Raw genomic sequence first — 14,946 nt, 5'->3', positions numbered from 1 at the left:
CCACCACGGGGAGCACGCCGATGCGCCGCCGCCTCCAGCACCACGGGACGGCCCTGCTCGCCGGTCTCACCGCCCTCACGCTCTCGCTGGCGCTCTGCTCCTGCACGTCCGGGAAGGACGGCTCCGGCTCCGACGCCCTGCCGTCCGCCCCCGCGTCGCCCAAGCTCACCTCGGTCGACATCAACCCGCAGGACCGGGCCCGGCTGCGCCAGGGCGGCACCCTGAACCTGGCGATCGCCCAGTTCTCCCGCCAGTGGTCGCCGATCCACACCGACGGCAGCGAGTCCTCGACCATCGCGGTCACCAAGCCGCTGCTGCCGACCTTCTTCCGCTCGGACGCGGCCGGCACCCAGACCCCCAACCCGGCCTACCTGCAGGACGTGCGCGCCGAGCTCAGGGACGGCCGGCAGGTGGTCACCTGGACCCTCAACCCGAAGGCCCACTGGTCCGACGGCACCCCGATCACCTGGCGCGACATCGAGGCCAACTGGCGCGCCCTGAACGGGAAGGACCCGGCCTACAAGTCCTCCAGCAGCACCGGCTTCGAGCTGGTCTCCGCGGTCGAGCGCGGCAAGGACGACTTCCAGGCCGTGATGACCTTCGACCGCCCGTTCTCCGAGTGGCAGTCGATGTTCAACAGCGCCGGCAACGCCCCGCTGCTGCCCGCCAGCCGGATCTCCACCCCGGAGCTGTTCAACAGTTCCTACGTCGACGCCGTCCCGGTCACCGCCGGCCCGTTCAGGGTCGAGCAGCTGGACCGCGCCGCCCAGACCGTCACCCTGGTCGCCGACCCCTCCTGGTGGGGCGACAAGCCGGTGCTGGACCGGATCGTCTTCCACGCGATGCTCCCCGACGCGATGCCCGCCGCCTTCGCCAAGGGGCAGCTCGACCTCGTCAACATCGGCCCGGACGTGGCCGGCTACCAGGCCGTCAAGAACACCAGGGGCGCCGTGGTGCGCCGGGCCGGCGGGCCGGACTTCCGCCAGTTCACCCTGAACGCCCGCTCCCCGCTGCTCGGCGACGCGACCGTGCGCCAGGCCGTCTTCCAGGCGATCAACCGCGACGCGGTGATCCGCGCCGACCTCAGCGGTCTGGACTGGCCGGCCGTCCCGCTCAACAACCACCTGCTGGTCACCAACCAGAGCGGCTACCGCGACAACTCCCTCGGCCTGGCCCGCTACGACCCCGCCGAGGCCGCCCGCAAGCTGGACTCGGCCGGCTGGAAGCAGGACGGCGACGTGCGCAGGAAGGACGGCCACGAGCTCAACCTGCGGATGGTCGTCCCGGCCGGCGTCACCCCGGCCCAGACGGAGGCCGCCAGCACCACCAGGATGCTCAAGGACGTCGGCATCAAGGTCACCACGGTGACCGCCCCCGCCAACGAGTTCTTCGACCGGTACGTCAACCGCAACGACTTCGACATCGCCGCCTACTCGCTGCTCGGCACCCCCTTCCCGGCCAGCGGCAACCGCGCCAACTTCGTCCAGGGCGGCGGCACCAACCACGTCGGCGCGGGCAGCCCGGCGGTGGACGCCGCGCTCGACCGGGCCGCCGCCGCGACCGACGCCGCCACCGCCTCCGAGGCGATCAACCAGGCCGACGGCGAGCTCTGGAAGGTGGCCGGCGTCCTGCCGCTCTACCAGCGCCCGCAGCTGTTCGGCGCCAAGGCCGACCTCGCCAACATCGGCGCGCAGGGCCTGTCCGACATCGTCTGGGAGAACGTCGGCTTCGTGAAGTAGCCGCCGTCCGGGGCGGGCGGGCCTCAGCCGTGCAGCGTCTCGCGCCAGTAGTGGCAGGCGCTGCGGCGGCCCGCAAGCTCCGTCCCGTGCTCGCCGGTCACCGGTGTCAGCGACGGCGGTTCGGTCCGGCAGCGGTCCTGGGCGCGGTCGCAGCGGGGGTTGAAGGCACAGCCCTCCGGGAGGCTCAGCAGGCTGGGCGGCAGGCCCTTGATGGCGTGCAGGTTCCGGCCCTTCTGGTCCAGCCGGGGGATCGAGTCCAGCAGCCCCCGGGTGTACGGGTGGGCGGGCCGGGCGTACAGCTCCCGCACCGGGGCCGTCTCCACGATCCGGCCCGCGTACATCACCGCGATCTTGTCCGCGACGTCGGCGACCACGCCCAGGTCGTGGGTGATCAGGATCAGCCCCATGTTGTACTCGGCCTGCAGGTCCGCGAGCAGGTCCATCACCTGGGCCTGGACGGTGACGTCCAGGGCCGTGGTCGGCTCGTCCGCGATGATCAGGTCCGGTTCCAGGGCCAGCGCCATCGCGATCATGATGCGCTGGCGCATGCCGCCGGAGAACTGGTGCGGGAAGTCGCCGACGCGCTGCCGGGCGGCCGGGATGCGCACCCGCTCCATCAGCTCGACGGCCTTCTCCCTCGCCTCCCTGCGGGAGACGCCGCGGTGCGCCCGGAACATCTCCCCCAGCTGGTAGCCCACGCTGAGCACCGGGTTCAGCGCCGACAGCGCGTCCTGGAAGATCATCGCGATGTGCCCACCCCGGATGGACCGCCGGGCGTTGGCGCCCATGGTCAGCAGGTCCTCGCCGCGGAACAGGATCCGCCCCGCGGTGATCCGCCCCGGTGGCATGTCCAGGATGCCCATGACCGCCTGCGCCGTCACCGACTTGCCCGAGCCTGACTCCCCCAGCACCGCCAGTGTCTCCCCGGCCGCGACGGAGTAGCTCACCCCGTTGACCGCCCTGGCGACGCCGTCCCGGGTGTGGAACTCCACGTGCAGGTCGTCGACCTCCAGCAGCGGCGTCCCGGGCTCCACGCTTCCCCGGCCGCCGCCGATCACCTCCACCGCGTCCATCAGAGCGGCCCTCCTCAGCACCACGGCGTCCACCACTGGGCGCAGAGCAACTATCAAGGAGCGGGCCGCACTTGGCGAGCCTGCGGCAGATCTCTTTTCCGTCACGGGACAGGGCGCGCCCCCACCTGCGAGGACGCGCCCTGGTCGTGGCCCCTCGGCCGTCAGCCCGGCCCGGCGCCCGGCCCGGCCGCGCCCGGCCCGTCCCCGCGCTCGGCCGCGAAGTGGCACGCCGAGTCGTGCCGCGCCGCCCCGTCCAGCCAGGACGGCGCGGCCAGCAGCGGCTCCTCGACCTCGCACCGCCGCTGCGCCTTCCAGCAGCGGGTGCGGAAGCGGCAGCCGGACGGCGGATTGGCCGGCGAGGGCACGTCGCCGGTGAGCACGATCCGGTCCCGCGTCTCCCGCGCCGTCGGGTCCGGCACCGGCACCGCGGAGAGCAGCGCCTGGGTGTACGGGTGCGTCGCGTGGTCGTAGATCTCCGTGTCGCTGCCGATCTCGACCATCTTCCCCAGGTACATCACCCCGACCCGGTCCGAGATGTGCCGGACGATGGAGAGGTCGTGTGCGATGAACATGTACGACAGGTCGAAGTCGCCCTGCAGCTGCTCCAGCAGGTTGATCACCTGCGCCTGCACCGAGACGTCCAGCGCCGAGACCGGCTCGTCGCAGATGATGATCTCCGGCTTGAGCGCCAACCCCCGTGCGATGCCGATGCGTTGGCGCTGCCCGCCGGAGAACTGGTGCGGATAGCGGTTGATGTACTCGGGGTTGAGCCCGACCACGTCCAGCAGGTCCTGGACGGCCTTGCGGCGGTCCCCCTTGGGCGCCACCTCGGGGTGGATCTGGAACGGCTCGCCGATGATGTCGCCGACCGTCATCCGCGGGTTGAGCGAGGTGTACGGGTCCTGGAACACCATCTGGATGTTCCGCCGGACGGCCTTCAGCCCCGCGCCGGAGAGCCGGGAGATCTCCTCCCCCTTGTACCGGACCGATCCCGCGGTGGCCGGCTCCAGGTTCATCAGCACCTTGGCCAGCGTGGACTTCCCGCAGCCGGACTCGCCGACGATCCCGAGCGTCTCGCCCTGCATCAGGTCGAAGGTGATCCCGTCGACCGCCTTCACCGCGCCGACCTGCCGCCTGAGCAGGACCCCCTTGGTCAGCGGGAAGTGCTTGACCAGGTCCCGGACTTCGAGGATCGGCTCGCCCCGCGGCACCTCCTGCTCGAAGACGACCTCCTCCGGCAACGCCGCGCCCAGTGCGCTGGCCCCGTCAACGGTCATGGAGGGTCTCCTTCCAGAAGAAGCAGGCGCTGCCGCGCCCCTCCAGCGGCGTCCCGTCCTCCTCGGTGACCGGGAACAGCTCCGGCACCTCGGCCCGGCAGACGTCCCGGGCGCGCGGGCAGCGGGGGTTGAAGGCGCAGCCGCTGGGGATGCGCAGCAGGTTCGGGGGCAGGCCCTTGATCGCGTAGAGCTCCTGGCCCTTCTGGTCCAGCCGGGGGATCGAGTCCAGCAGCCCCCGGGTGTACGGGTGGGCGGGCCGGGCGTACAGCTCGTGCACCGGCGCCGTCTCCACGATCCGGCCCGCGTACATCACCGCGATCTTGTCGGCGACGTCCGCCACCACGCCCAGGTCGTGGGTGATCAGGATCAGCCCCATGTTGTACTCGGCCTGGAGCTCGGCCAGCAGGTCCATCACCTGGGCCTGCACCGTCACGTCCAGGGCCGTGGTCGGCTCGTCCGCGATGATCAGGTCCGGTTCCAGGGCCAGCGCCATCGCGATCATGATGCGCTGGCGCATGCCGCCGGAGAACTGGTGCGGATAGTCGTTCACCCGCTGCTTGGCCGCCGGGATGCGCACCCGCTCCATCAGCTCGACGGCCTTCTGCCCGGCCTCCTTGCGGGAGGTCCCGCGGTGCGCCCGGAACATCTCGCCCAGCTGGTAGCCCACGCTGAGCACCGGGTTCAGCGCGGACAGCGCGTCCTGGAAGATCATCGCGATCTTCCGGCCGCGGATCCGCCGCCGCTCCTCCTTCCCCATGGTGAGCATGTCCTGGCCCCGGTACAGGATCTCGCCGCGCGGGATCCTGGCCGGCGGCATGTCCAGGATGCCCATGACCGCCTGCGCCGTCACCGACTTGCCCGAGCCTGACTCCCCCAGCACCGCCAGCGTCTCCCCGGCCGCGACGGAGTAGTTGACGCCGTTCACGGCCCTGGCGACGCCGTCCCGGGTGACGAACTCGACGTGCAGGTCCCGGACGTCGAGCAGCGGCCCCTGGTACGGCGCCTCCTGCCCGCGTCCGGTGATGCCCACCGCTGTGCTCACGATGCGCTCCCTCGCTCAGCGAAGCTTCGGATCGAGGGCGTCGCGCACCGCGTCGCCCAGCATGATGAAGGCCAGCACGGTGATCGACAGCGCCACGGCCGGGAAGAACAGCACGTACGGCGCGGTCCGGATCACCTTCTGGGCGGAGGAGATGTCGATGCCCCAGGAGATGGTCGGGTCCTGCAGACCGATGCCGAGGAAGCTCAGCGTCGCCTCGGTGGCGATGTAGCCGCCGAGCGCGATCGTCGCCACCACGATCACCGGGGCGATCGCGTTCGGCAGGATGTGCCGGAACATCAGCCGGCCCGTCCCGGCACCGAGCGCCCGGCCGGCCACCACGTAGTCGGACTGCTTGACGGTCAGCACCGCCCCGCGCATCACGCGGGCGATCTGGGTCCAGCCGAGCACGCCCAGCGCGATGACCACGCTCCACACCGTGCGGGTGGCGAAGGCGTTCAGCAGCACCAGAGCGCCCAGCAGCAGCGGGATGCCGAAGAAGATGTCGGTGATCCGGGAGAGCACCGCGTCGATCCAGCCGCCGAAGTAGCCGGCCACCATGCCGGTCAGCCCGCCGAGCACGGTGACGGCGGCGGTCACGAAGATGCCGACGGTGATCGAGGCCCGGGCCCCGTACACCACCCGGGCGAAGATGGACCGGCCCTGCGCGTCGTAGCCGAACCAGCCGGCCCCGAAGACGTCGCCCCAGTCCGGCCGCCTGAGGTAGTTGTTCACCAGGTCGGCCTTGCGCGGGTCGGCGTCGGTGAACGCCCAGGGGAAGACCGCCATCACCACCAGCAGCAGGATCAGGACCGCCGAGACCAGGAAGATCGGCCGCCCGCGCAGGTCCCGCCAGGCGTCGGCCCACAGGCTGCGGGCCTCCTCCCGCTTCACCACGTCGGGTTCGACTAACGTCTCCTGCTCGACCGCCATGCCCTGTTCGCCCGCGTAGTCGAGGCGCGAGACCCCGGGCTTGGGGTGCGGCTCGTACGACTCCTCGTCGTGGATGTCAGGCATAGCGGATCCTCGGGTCCAGGACCGCGTAGAGCAGGTCGACGAGCAGGCTGGCGACCAGGTAGACGATCACCAGGACGGTCACGATGCCGACCACGGTGGGGCCCTCCTTCTGGTTGATCGCCCGGTACAGGACGTTGCCGATGCCCTGCACGTTGAAGATCCCCTCGGTGACGATCGCCCCGCCCATCAGCGCGCCGAGGTCGGTGCCGAGGAACGTGACCACCGGGATCAGCGAGTTGCGCAGCAGGTGGCGGGAGATGATGGTGCGCCGGGGCAGGCCCTTGGCGACCGCGGTGCGCATGTAGTCCGCCCGCAGGTTCTCGCCGATCGACGTCCGGGTGAGCCGGGCGACGTACGCGAGCGAGAGCGAGCCCAGCACGATCGCCGGCAGCACCAGCTGGGACAGGTCGTAGCTGTCCTGCACCGTCGGGGTGACCCAGCCCAGGTCGGTGGCGATCACCGTCTGGGCGATGTACGCCAGCACGAAGACCGGGATCGAGATCACCACCAGGGTCAGGACGAGCACCAGGGTGTCCACCAGGCTGCCGCGCCGCAGGCCCGAGAGGAGGCCGAGGACCAGGCCCGCGATCATCTCGAAGACGAAGGCCAGCAGGGCGAGCCGGATGGTGACCGGGAAGGCGTCCGCCATGATGTCGGTGACCGGCCGGCCGGTGAAGCTGGTGCCGAAGTCCCCCTGGAAGAGGTTGCCCATGTAGTGCAGGTACTGCTTCCAGAGCGGCTGGTCCAGGTAGTACGTGTGCTTGATGCTGGCGACCACGGCCGGGTCGGCGGCCTTCTCGCCGAACAGCGCCGAGACCGGGTCGCCGGGCAGCGTGTAGACCATCAGGAAGATCAGCAGCGTGGTGCCGAAGAACACCGGGATCATCTGCAGCACCCGCCGCAGCACGTAACTGCCCATCCGAGCCTCCTTCCTAGGTTCCGACTGGGTGCCCGGCCGACCGGTCCGGCCGACCGGGAGACCGCGCCCCGCCCTCCGTGCGGGGAGGGCGGGGCCGGAGCGGGGGCCCGGCGGCTCAGCCCTTGACCTCGACCTGGGTCCAGGCCGGGTTTCCGAAGGAGTCGAACTTCACGTTCTGCACCTTGGTCGAGTAGCCCGAGGTGGTGCGGTAGTACCAGAGCGGGATGGCGGGCATCCCGCTCGGCAGCACCGCCTCGGCCTGCTGGTAGCCGGTCACCGTCTCGGCGACGCCGGCGGCCTCGTCGGCCTTGGTGGCCGCCTCGTCGAACTGCGGGTTGCTGTAGCCGAAGTCGTTGGACGCGGCACCGGTGCGGTACACGTCGGCGAGGAAGTTGGCGTTCAGCGGGTAGTCCTGCACCCAGCCGGTGCGGAAGGCGCCGTTGATCGTGTGCCCGGTGATCGCGGCCCGCGCGGTCTTGAAGTCGGGCTTCGGGTCGCCCAGGCAGTCGACCCCGGTGTTCTGCCGGATCGAGTTGCAGACCGCGTCGACCCACTCCTTGTGGCCGCCGTCCGCGTTGTAGGTGATCAGCAGCTTGTTGCCGGGGGCGCCGCCGCCCTCCTGGATCAGCTGCTTGGCCCTGGCCGGGTCGAACTTGCAGAAGTCGCCGCAGGCGCCGTCCTTGTAGCCCTCGACGCCCTCGGCCACCCAGGCGGTGGCGGGCTTGCGGGAGCCCTGGAGCACCGTCTTGGTGATGGTGTCGCGGTCGATCGCCATCGACAGGCCCTGGCGCACCTTGGCCTTGTCCGGCGAGGCCCAGTCGGCCTGGTAGAGCGTGAAGCCGATGTTCTGGATGGCGCCCTGCGGGGCGTCCACCGCGCGGTCGCCGAGGTCGCTCTTGTAGGTGGCCAGCGCGGACGGCGGCACCTGGTCCATCACGTCCAGGTTGTTGGACTGGAGGTCCGCGTAGGCGGCCTCGGACGTGGTGTACATCTTGAAGACGATGCCGCCGTTCTTCGGCTTGTCCACACCCTGGTAGTCCGGGAAGGCCTTGGTCACCAGGTTGCTGTTGTGCGACCAGCTGACGAACTGGTACGGGCCGTTGCCCACCGGCTTCTGGCCGTACCCGGCCGGGTCCTTGAAGAAGCCGTCCGGCAGCGGCGAGAAGGCGATGTAGCCGAGCTTGTACTCGAAGTACGAGACCTTGTGGTTCAGCTTGACGGTGAAGTGCAGGTCGTCGGTGACGGTCAGGCCGGACATCTTGTCCGTGGTCGGCTGGCCGGAGGCCGGGTGGACGTCCTGGTAGCCCTCGATGTCGGAGAACCAGGAGCTGTTGATCTGGTTGTTGGCGGGGTTGGCGCTCCAGTTCCAGGCGTCGACGAAGTTCCGGGCGTGCACCGGGGTGCCGTCGTGGAACTTCCAGCCGTCCTTCAGCGTGATGTCGAAGGTCAGCGAGTCGCTGGTGTCGATCTTGTCGGCGACCTGCATCCGGATCTTGGCGTTGCCGGGATCGTAGTCGACCAGCCCCTTGAAGAGGTTCTGGATGATGCGACCGCCGCCGGTCTCGTTGGCGTTGGCGGGCTGCAGGGGGTTCTGCGGCTCGCTGCTCTGGTAGCTGAAGGTCTTGCTGGCGTCCGACGAACCGCTGCCTCCTCCGCTGTCGTTGCTGCTGCACCCGGTGGCCACCAGGACCACGGACGTCGCAACGGCGAGGACCCAACGAGCACGGGCGGCTACGGGCATGGAGGTCCCTCCTCAGGGTGTGTGTCGCATCACACCCCATGAGAAGCGCGCCCCGGCGACGGCGCGAGTCAGGAGCACCCGGACGGGTGCCGTGACCCGCTCCGGAGTTGACGCGGCGCCGGATCGGCGCGCCGGCCCCGCCGAACGCCGGAAGGGCCCGCGGCGCGAACGCCACGGGCCCTTCCTGGGAACAGCGGGGATCAGGCCGCGGCCTGCTCCCGGACCTCCGGGAAGTGGCAGGCCGTCTCGTGGGCGGCCGCGCCCTTCAGCACCGAGGGGACCGCGAGCAGCGGGATCTCCTCGGAGCAGCGGTCCTCCGCCTTCCAGCAGCGGGTGCGGAAGCGGCAGCCGGACGGCGGGTTGGCCGGCGAGGGGATGTCGCCGGTCAGGATGATCCGCTCGCGGGTCTCGCGCGCCGCCGGGTCCGGCACCGGCACCGCGGAGAGCAGCGCCTGGGTGTACGGGTGGGTGGCGTTCTCGTAGATCTCCTCGTCCGAGCCGATCTCGACCATCTTGCCCAGGTACATCACGCCGACGCGGTCGGAGATGTGCCGGACGATGGAGAGGTCGTGCGCGATGAACATGTAGGAGAGGCCGAACTCGCCCTGCAGCTGCTCCAGCAGGTTGATCACCTGCGCCTGGACGGACACGTCCAGCGCGGAGACCGGCTCGTCGCAGATGATGATCTCGGGCTTGAGCGCGAGACCGCGGGCGATGCCGATGCGCTGGCGCTGACCGCCGGAGAACTGGTGCGGGTACCGGTTGATGTACTCCGGGTTCAGACCCACGACGTCCAGGAGGTCCTGGACGGCCTTGCGGCGGTCGCCCTTGGGCGCCACCTCGGGGTGGATCTCGAACGGCTCGCCGATGATGTCGCCGACCGTCATGCGCGGGTTGAGCGAGGTGTACGGGTCCTGGAACACCATCTGGATGTTGCGGCGGACGGCCTTGAGGGCCGCACCCTGCAGCGTGGAGATGTCCTCGCCCTTGAAGAGCACCTGGCCGGAGGTGGCCCGCTCCAGGTTCATCAGCACCTTGGCCAGCGTGGACTTGCCACAGCCGGACTCGCCGACGATCCCGAGCGTCTCGCCCTTCTTCAGCTCGAAGGAGATGCCGTCGACCGCCTTGACCGCGCCGACCTGCTTCTTCAAGAGGATGCCCTGGGTCAGCGGGTAGTGCTTGACCAGGTCCTTGACCTCCAGGATGTTCTCAGCCATGGAGGGTCTCCTTCCAGAGGTGGCACGCGCTGCGGCGGCCGGTGAGCTCCTTGCCGTCCTTGTCCGTCACGTGGTGCAGCGCCGGGATCTCGGTGCGGCACAGGTCGGTGGCGACGTCGCAGCGGGGGTTGAACGCGCAGCCCGTGGGGACCTTGAGCAGGTTCGGGGGCAGGCCCTTGATCGCGTAGAGCTCCTGGCCCTTCTGGTCCAGGCGCGGGATGGAGCGGAGCAGGCCCTTGGTGTACGGGTGCGCGGGGTTCGCGTACAGCTCGTGCACCGGGGCGGTCTCCACGATCCGGCCCGCGTACATCACGGCGATCTTGTCGGCGACGTCGGCGACCACGCCGAGGTCGTGGGTGATCAGGATCAGCCCCATGTTGTACTCGGCCTGGAGCTCGGCCAGCAGGTCCATCACCTGGGCCTGGACGGTGACGTCCAGGGCGGTGGTGGGCTCGTCCGCGATGATCAGGTCGGGCTCCAGGGAGAGCGCCATCGCGATCATGATGCGCTGGCGCATGCCGCCGGAGAACTGGTGCGGGTAGTCGTTCACCCGCTGGCGGGCGGCCGGGATGCGCACCCGCTCCATCAGCTCGATGGCCTTCTCCTTCGCCTCCTTCCGGGAGGCGCCCTGGTGCACGCGGAACATCTCGCCGAGCTGGTAGCCGACGCTGAGCACCGGGTTCAGCGCGGAGAGCGCGTCCTGGAAGATCATCGCGATCTTCCGGCCGCGGATCCGCCGCCGCTCCTCGTTGCTCATCTTGAGCATGTCCTGGCCGCGGTACAGGATCTCGCCCTGGGTCACCTTGCCCGGGGGCATGTCCAGGATGCCCATGATGGTCTGCGCCGTCACGGACTTGCCGGAGCCGGACTCGCCGAGCACGGCGAGGGTCTCGCCGGCCGCGACGGAGTAGTTGACGCCGTTCACGGCCTTGGCGACGCCGTCCCGGGTGTGGAACTCCACGTGGAGGTCCTTCACCTCGAGCAGAGGCGTGCCCACTTCGAGCCGCTCGTTCTTCTGGTTGTTCTCGATCACGGTGGTCATCGGGTCGTCACCTCTTCTCTCAGCGGAGCTTCGGGTCGAGGGCGTCGCGCACCGCGTCGCCGAGCATGATGAACGCAAGAACGGTGAGGCTCAGCATTCCGGCGGGGAAGAACAGGGCGAACGGAGCCGTACGGATCACCTTCTGGGCGGAGGAGATGTCGATGCCCCAGGAGATGGTCGGGTCCTGCAGACCGATGCCGAGGAAGCTCAGCGTCGCCTCGGTGGCGATGTAGCCGCCGAGCGCGATGGTGGCGACGACGATCACCGGGGCGATCGCGTTCGGCAGGATGTGCTTGAACATGATCCGGCCGGTGCCGGCGCCGAGCGCCTTGGCCGCCGTCACGAAGTCGGCCTGCTTGACCGTGATCACCGAGCCGCGCATGACACGGGTCATCTGGGTCCAGCCCAGGGCGACCAGCGCGAAGACCACGCTCCAGACGGTGCGCGAGGTGAAGGCGTTCAGGACCACCAGCGAACCGAGCAGCAGCGGGATGCCGAAGAAGATGTCGGTGACGCGGGAGATGATCGTGTCGACCCAGCCGCCGAAGTAGCCGGCCACCATGCCGGCGAGGCCGCCGAGGATGGTCACGCCCAGGGTGACGCAGATGCCGACCACGACCGAGGCGCGGGCGCCGTAGACGATGCGGGCGTAGATGCTGCGGCCCTGGAGGTCGTAACCGAACCAGTCGGCCTGGAAGAAGTGGCTGTAGTTCGGCTTGGTCAGGTAGTGGTTGCGCAGGTCGCCGGCCCGCGGGTCCACCGAGGTGAACAGGCCGGGGGCGATGGCGATGACGATCAGCAGCAGGATCAGCAGCGCGGAGATCACGAAGATCGGCTTGCGGCGCAGGTCGTGCCAGGCGTCCGAGCCGAGGCTGCGGGCCTTCTCCTGCTTGGGGGCCGGGGTGTCGGCCGCGCGCTGGGCCGGGATGTCCCCGGCGGTCTTCTTCTCGGTCAGGTCAGGCATAACGGATCCTCGGGTCCAGGACCGCGTAAAGCAGGTCGACGATCAGGCCGGCGGCCAGGTAGACGATCACCAGGAAGGCGACGAAGCCGGAGACCGTCGCGCCCTCCTTCATGTTGATCGCTTGGTAGAGCGCGTGGCCCACGCCCTGGACGTTGAAGATGCCTTCGGTCACGATCGCGCCGCCCATCAGGGCGCCGAGGTCGGTACCGAGGAAGGTGACCACCGGGATCATCGAGTTGCGGAGCAGGTGGGTGCCGATCACCTTGCGCCGGGGCAGACCCTTGGCCACCGCGGTGCGGACGTAGTCGGCCTTGATGTTCTCGGCTATGGAAGTACGGGTGAGGCGCGCGACGTAGGCCAGCGAGAGCGAGCCGAGCACCACGGCCGGCAGCACCAGCTGGGTGATGTCGTTGCTGTCCTGGACGGTCGGGGTGACCCACTTCAGGTTCTGCCCGAAGACCGTCTGGAAGATGAAGCCCAGCACCGGGACCGGGATCGAGATCAGCAGCAGGGTGAGGACCAGGGCGCCCTTGTCGAACACCTTGCCGCGGCGCAGGCCGGCGTACAGGCCGATGCCGATGCCCAGCACGATCTCGATGGCGAAGGCGAACAGCGCCAGCCGGACCGTGACCGGCAGCGCCTCGGTGATCTTGTCGATGACCGGTCGCTGGTCCAGGCCGGTGCCGAAGTCACCGGTGAACAGCTTGCCCATGTAGTCGAAGTACTGCTGGATCAGCGGCTTGTCGAAGCCCTGCTGGTGCTTCAGCGCGGCGAGCTGCACCGGGTCCGGTGCCTTGTCGCCCCACAGCGCTGCCACCGGGTCACCAGGCAGCAAGTGCACCATGAAAAAGATGAGTGCGGTCGTTCCGAGGAACACCGGGATCATCTGGAGCAGTCGCCTCGCGACAAAGCGCCCCATCGTGCCTCCATGTATGACTCTGCCGAGCCCGTCAACTCGGCAAGAGATAAGTCGGCGTGCCAACGGCCGGTGCCAGTCCTCGCCCTTGTGGGGATGGACGGGCACCGGCCGTTGTCACCGGGTCAGGCGGTGCCGACCGATTACTTCTTCTTCTTGACCTCGACGTCGGTGTAGACCGGGTCGCCGAAGGAGTTGAACTTCACGTTCTGGACGTTCTTGGAGTAGCCGGAGCTGGTCTTGTAGTACCAGAGCGGGATGGCCGGCATGTCCTTGGCCAGAACGGCCTCGGCCTGCTGGTAGAGCTCGGCGGTCTTCTCGACCGTGGTGGCCGCGTCCGCCTCCTTCGACAGCTTGTCGAACTCGGGGCTGGAGTAGCCGCCGTCGTTGGCCGCGGCACCGGTGCCGTAGACGTCGCGCAGGAAGTTGGCGTTCAGCGGGTAGTCCTGGACCCAGCCGGTGCGCATCATGCTCGGGACCTGCTTGTTGGTGATCAGGTCACGCGAGGTCTTGAAGTCCGGCTTCGGGTCACCGAGGCACTCGACGCCGGTGCTCTGGCGGATCGAGTTGCAGACCGCGTCCACCCACTCCTTGTGGCCGCCGTCGGAGTTGTAGACGATGCCGATCTTGCCGCCGGGGACGCCGCCGCCCTCGGTGATCAGCTGCTTGGCCTTCTCCGGGTTGAACTTGCAGGCGTCGCCGCAGGTGCCGGCCTTGTAGCCCATGACGCCGGGCGCCACGAACGAGTCGGCGGGCAGGCGGTTGCCGTTCAGCACGGTCTTGGTGATCGTCTCGCGGTCGATCGCCATCGAGAGGCCCTGACGGACCTTCTCCTTGCCCGGGGTGTCCCAGCCGCCCTGGTACAGCGCGAAGCCGATGTTCTGGATGGCGCCCTGCGGCTGGTCGACCGCGCGCTTGCCCAGGTCGTCCTTGTACTTCGGCAGGTCGGTCGGGTCGACCTGGTCCAGCACGTCCAGCGTGTCGGACATCAGGTCCTTGTACGCGGCCTCGCCGGCGGTGTAGTTGCGGAAGACGACGCCGCCGTTCTTCGGCTTGTCGATGCCCGTGTACTTGTCGAACGCGGCCAGCGTGATGGCCTTGTTGTGCTCCCACGAGACGAACTTGTAGGGGCCGTTGCCGACCGGCTTCTGGCCGTAGCCGGCCGGGTCGGCGAAGAAGCCCTCGGGGAGCGGGAAGAAGGCCGAGTAGCCGAGCTTGTACGTGAAGTACGAGACCGGGGTGGTCAGTTCGATGGTGAAGTGGGTGTCGTCGACGACCTTCAGGCCGGACATCTCGGTGGCGGTGGGCTCGCCCTTGTCCTTGTCCGGGTGCACGGCGTCGTAGCCGACGATGTCCGAGAACCAGTCCGAGTTGATCTGGTTGTTCTTCGGGTTGGCCGACCAGTTCCAGGAGCTCACGAAGGACTTGGCGGTGACCGGGGTGCCGTCGTGGAAGGTCCAGCCGGACTTCAGCGTGACGGTGTAGTTCTTGGCGTCGGTGGTCTCGATCTTGTCGGCCACCTGGTTGCGCAGCGCACCGGTCGCGGGGTCGTAGTCGACGAGGCCCTTGAAGAGCTGCTTGACGATACGGCCGCCCTGGTTCTCCATGGCGTTCGCCGGCTGGAGCGGACGCTGCGGCTCCGCGCTCTGGTAGCTGAAGCTGGCCCCGGGGTCGACCGCAGCACCATCGGTGCTACCCCCGGAGGAGTCGCCGCCGCTGCTGCACGCAGTCGCAGCGAGGGCGACAGCAACAGCTGCGACAACCCACTTGGCCTGGCTCGCACCGCGCATCGGTGTGCCTCCTGAATTCGACGTTGCAACGAGGAGGGCATCGCGGAACGGTTGTTCACCGGGCCCGCTGTGCCGTCCGCGCTCGTGGTTTCGGCGCGCACCCCTGCGCGTTCACCCTTGACCCGAGCCTGACTGCACCCACTATCCGTCACGCACGGACACGAAAGTGACCAGTGACGATCTCAATTAGGTCACATGAACAGTCGGTAAGT

Annotated in this window: 12 protein-coding genes; 1 reads left to right on the top strand and 11 read right to left on the bottom strand. The window is 69.1% G+C overall.

What is annotated here, in order from left to right; all coding sequences use genetic code 11:
* The first annotated feature begins 20 nt into the window (after nt 1-20).
* On the top strand, nt 21-1,739 hold the full coding sequence (locus ACIQI7_RS26405; RefSeq protein WP_401114046.1) for an ABC transporter family substrate-binding protein: 1,719 nt from the start codon (nt 21-23) through the stop codon (nt 1,737-1,739).
* A gap of 23 nt (nt 1,740-1,762) precedes the next feature.
* Here ACIQI7_RS26405 and ACIQI7_RS26400 read toward each other — a convergent pair whose 3' ends face one another.
* The 11 genes from ACIQI7_RS26400 to ACIQI7_RS26350 all read right to left on the bottom strand — a co-directional run bounded on the left by ACIQI7_RS26400 (nt 1,763) and on the right by ACIQI7_RS26350 (nt 14,734).
* Complete coding sequence (locus tag ACIQI7_RS26400) at nt 1,763-2,812, bottom strand: ABC transporter ATP-binding protein (RefSeq protein WP_387749834.1); 1,050 nt, start codon at nt 2,810-2,812, stop codon at nt 1,763-1,765.
* A 161-nt stretch (nt 2,813-2,973) separates the two neighbouring features.
* The gene (locus ACIQI7_RS26395) at nt 2,974-4,089 is read right to left on the bottom strand and encodes an ABC transporter ATP-binding protein (RefSeq protein ID WP_401114042.1); all 1,116 of its coding nucleotides are present in this window, start codon (nt 4,087-4,089) and stop codon (nt 2,974-2,976) included.
* Nucleotides 4,079-5,131 carry an ABC transporter ATP-binding protein gene (locus ACIQI7_RS26390; protein WP_401114039.1) on the bottom strand — a complete coding sequence of 351 codons (1,053 nt, stop codon included), beginning with the start codon at nt 5,129-5,131 and terminating at the stop codon, nt 4,079-4,081. The genes ACIQI7_RS26395 and ACIQI7_RS26390 overlap by 11 nt, the downstream gene beginning before the upstream one ends.
* A 15-nt stretch (nt 5,132-5,146) precedes the next feature.
* Entirely contained in the window at nt 5,147-6,061 is a 915-nt protein-coding gene (locus tag ACIQI7_RS26385) for an ABC transporter permease (protein WP_401114122.1), read from the bottom strand.
* A 76-nt stretch (nt 6,062-6,137) separates the two neighbouring features.
* Nucleotides 6,138-7,064 carry an ABC transporter permease gene (locus tag ACIQI7_RS26380; protein WP_387749825.1) on the bottom strand — a complete coding sequence of 309 codons (927 nt, stop codon included), beginning with the start codon at nt 7,062-7,064 and terminating at the stop codon, nt 6,138-6,140.
* A 115-nt stretch (nt 7,065-7,179) separates the two neighbouring features.
* Nucleotides 7,180-8,805, bottom strand: coding sequence for an ABC transporter substrate-binding protein (locus tag ACIQI7_RS26375; RefSeq protein ID WP_401114036.1), 1,626 nt, complete (start codon nt 8,803-8,805; stop codon nt 7,180-7,182).
* A gap of 200 nt (nt 8,806-9,005) precedes the next feature.
* The gene (locus ACIQI7_RS26370; protein WP_401114033.1) at nt 9,006-10,022 is read right to left on the bottom strand and encodes an ABC transporter ATP-binding protein; all 1,017 of its coding nucleotides are present in this window, start codon (nt 10,020-10,022) and stop codon (nt 9,006-9,008) included.
* Complete coding sequence (locus ACIQI7_RS26365) at nt 10,015-11,064, bottom strand: ABC transporter ATP-binding protein (RefSeq protein ID WP_401114030.1); 1,050 nt, start codon at nt 11,062-11,064, stop codon at nt 10,015-10,017. Before ACIQI7_RS26365 ends, ACIQI7_RS26370 begins: the two co-directional genes overlap by 8 nt.
* Before the next feature lie 19 nt (nt 11,065-11,083).
* Nucleotides 11,084-12,028: an ABC transporter permease gene (locus ACIQI7_RS26360; protein WP_401114026.1), complete on the bottom strand. Its 945-nt coding sequence runs from the start codon at nt 12,026-12,028 to the stop codon at nt 11,084-11,086.
* On the bottom strand, nt 12,021-12,947 hold the full coding sequence (locus ACIQI7_RS26355; RefSeq protein WP_387749811.1) for an ABC transporter permease: 927 nt from the start codon (nt 12,945-12,947) through the stop codon (nt 12,021-12,023). The genes ACIQI7_RS26360 and ACIQI7_RS26355 overlap by 8 nt, the downstream gene beginning before the upstream one ends.
* Nucleotides 12,948-13,087: 140 nt before the next feature.
* On the bottom strand, nt 13,088-14,734 hold the full coding sequence (locus ACIQI7_RS26350) for an ABC transporter substrate-binding protein (protein WP_387749808.1): 1,647 nt from the start codon (nt 14,732-14,734) through the stop codon (nt 13,088-13,090).
* Nucleotides 14,735-14,946: the final 212 nt, after the last annotated feature.

Source organism: Kitasatospora sp. NPDC092039 (genome assembly GCF_044756065.1).
Lineage (GTDB): Bacteria > Actinomycetota > Actinomycetes > Streptomycetales > Streptomycetaceae > Kitasatospora.
This window is presented reverse-complemented; position numbering and strand designations above follow the sequence as displayed.

Bases quoted from the DNA above. Each gene is read 5' to 3' on its own strand.
- ACIQI7_RS26395 (WP_401114042.1), bottom strand. From the start codon at position 4,089: ATGACCGTTGACGGGGCCAGCGCACTGGGCGCGGCGTTGCCGGAGGAG.
- ACIQI7_RS26380 (WP_387749825.1), bottom strand. From the start codon at position 7,064: ATGGGCAGTTACGTGCTGCGGCGGGTGCTGCAGATGATCCCGGTGTTC.
- ACIQI7_RS26385 (WP_401114122.1), bottom strand. From the start codon at position 6,061: ATGGCGGTCGAGCAGGAGACGTTAGTCGAACCCGACGTGGTGAAGCGG.
- ACIQI7_RS26370 (WP_401114033.1), bottom strand. From the start codon at position 10,022: ATGGCTGAGAACATCCTGGAGGTCAAGGACCTGGTCAAGCACTACCCG.
- ACIQI7_RS26365 (WP_401114030.1), bottom strand. From the start codon at position 11,064: ATGACCACCGTGATCGAGAACAACCAGAAGAACGAGCGGCTCGAAGTG.
- ACIQI7_RS26355 (WP_387749811.1), bottom strand. From the start codon at position 12,947: ATGGGGCGCTTTGTCGCGAGGCGACTGCTCCAGATGATCCCGGTGTTC.
- ACIQI7_RS26400 (WP_387749834.1), bottom strand. From the start codon at position 2,812: ATGGACGCGGTGGAGGTGATCGGCGGCGGCCGGGGAAGCGTGGAGCCC.
- ACIQI7_RS26350 (WP_387749808.1), bottom strand. From the start codon at position 14,734: ATGCGCGGTGCGAGCCAGGCCAAGTGGGTTGTCGCAGCTGTTGCTGTC.
- ACIQI7_RS26375 (WP_401114036.1), bottom strand. From the start codon at position 8,805: ATGCCCGTAGCCGCCCGTGCTCGTTGGGTCCTCGCCGTTGCGACGTCC.
- ACIQI7_RS26405 (WP_401114046.1), top strand. From the start codon at position 21: ATGCGCCGCCGCCTCCAGCACCACGGGACGGCCCTGCTCGCCGGTCTC.
- ACIQI7_RS26360 (WP_401114026.1), bottom strand. From the start codon at position 12,028: ATGCCTGACCTGACCGAGAAGAAGACCGCCGGGGACATCCCGGCCCAG.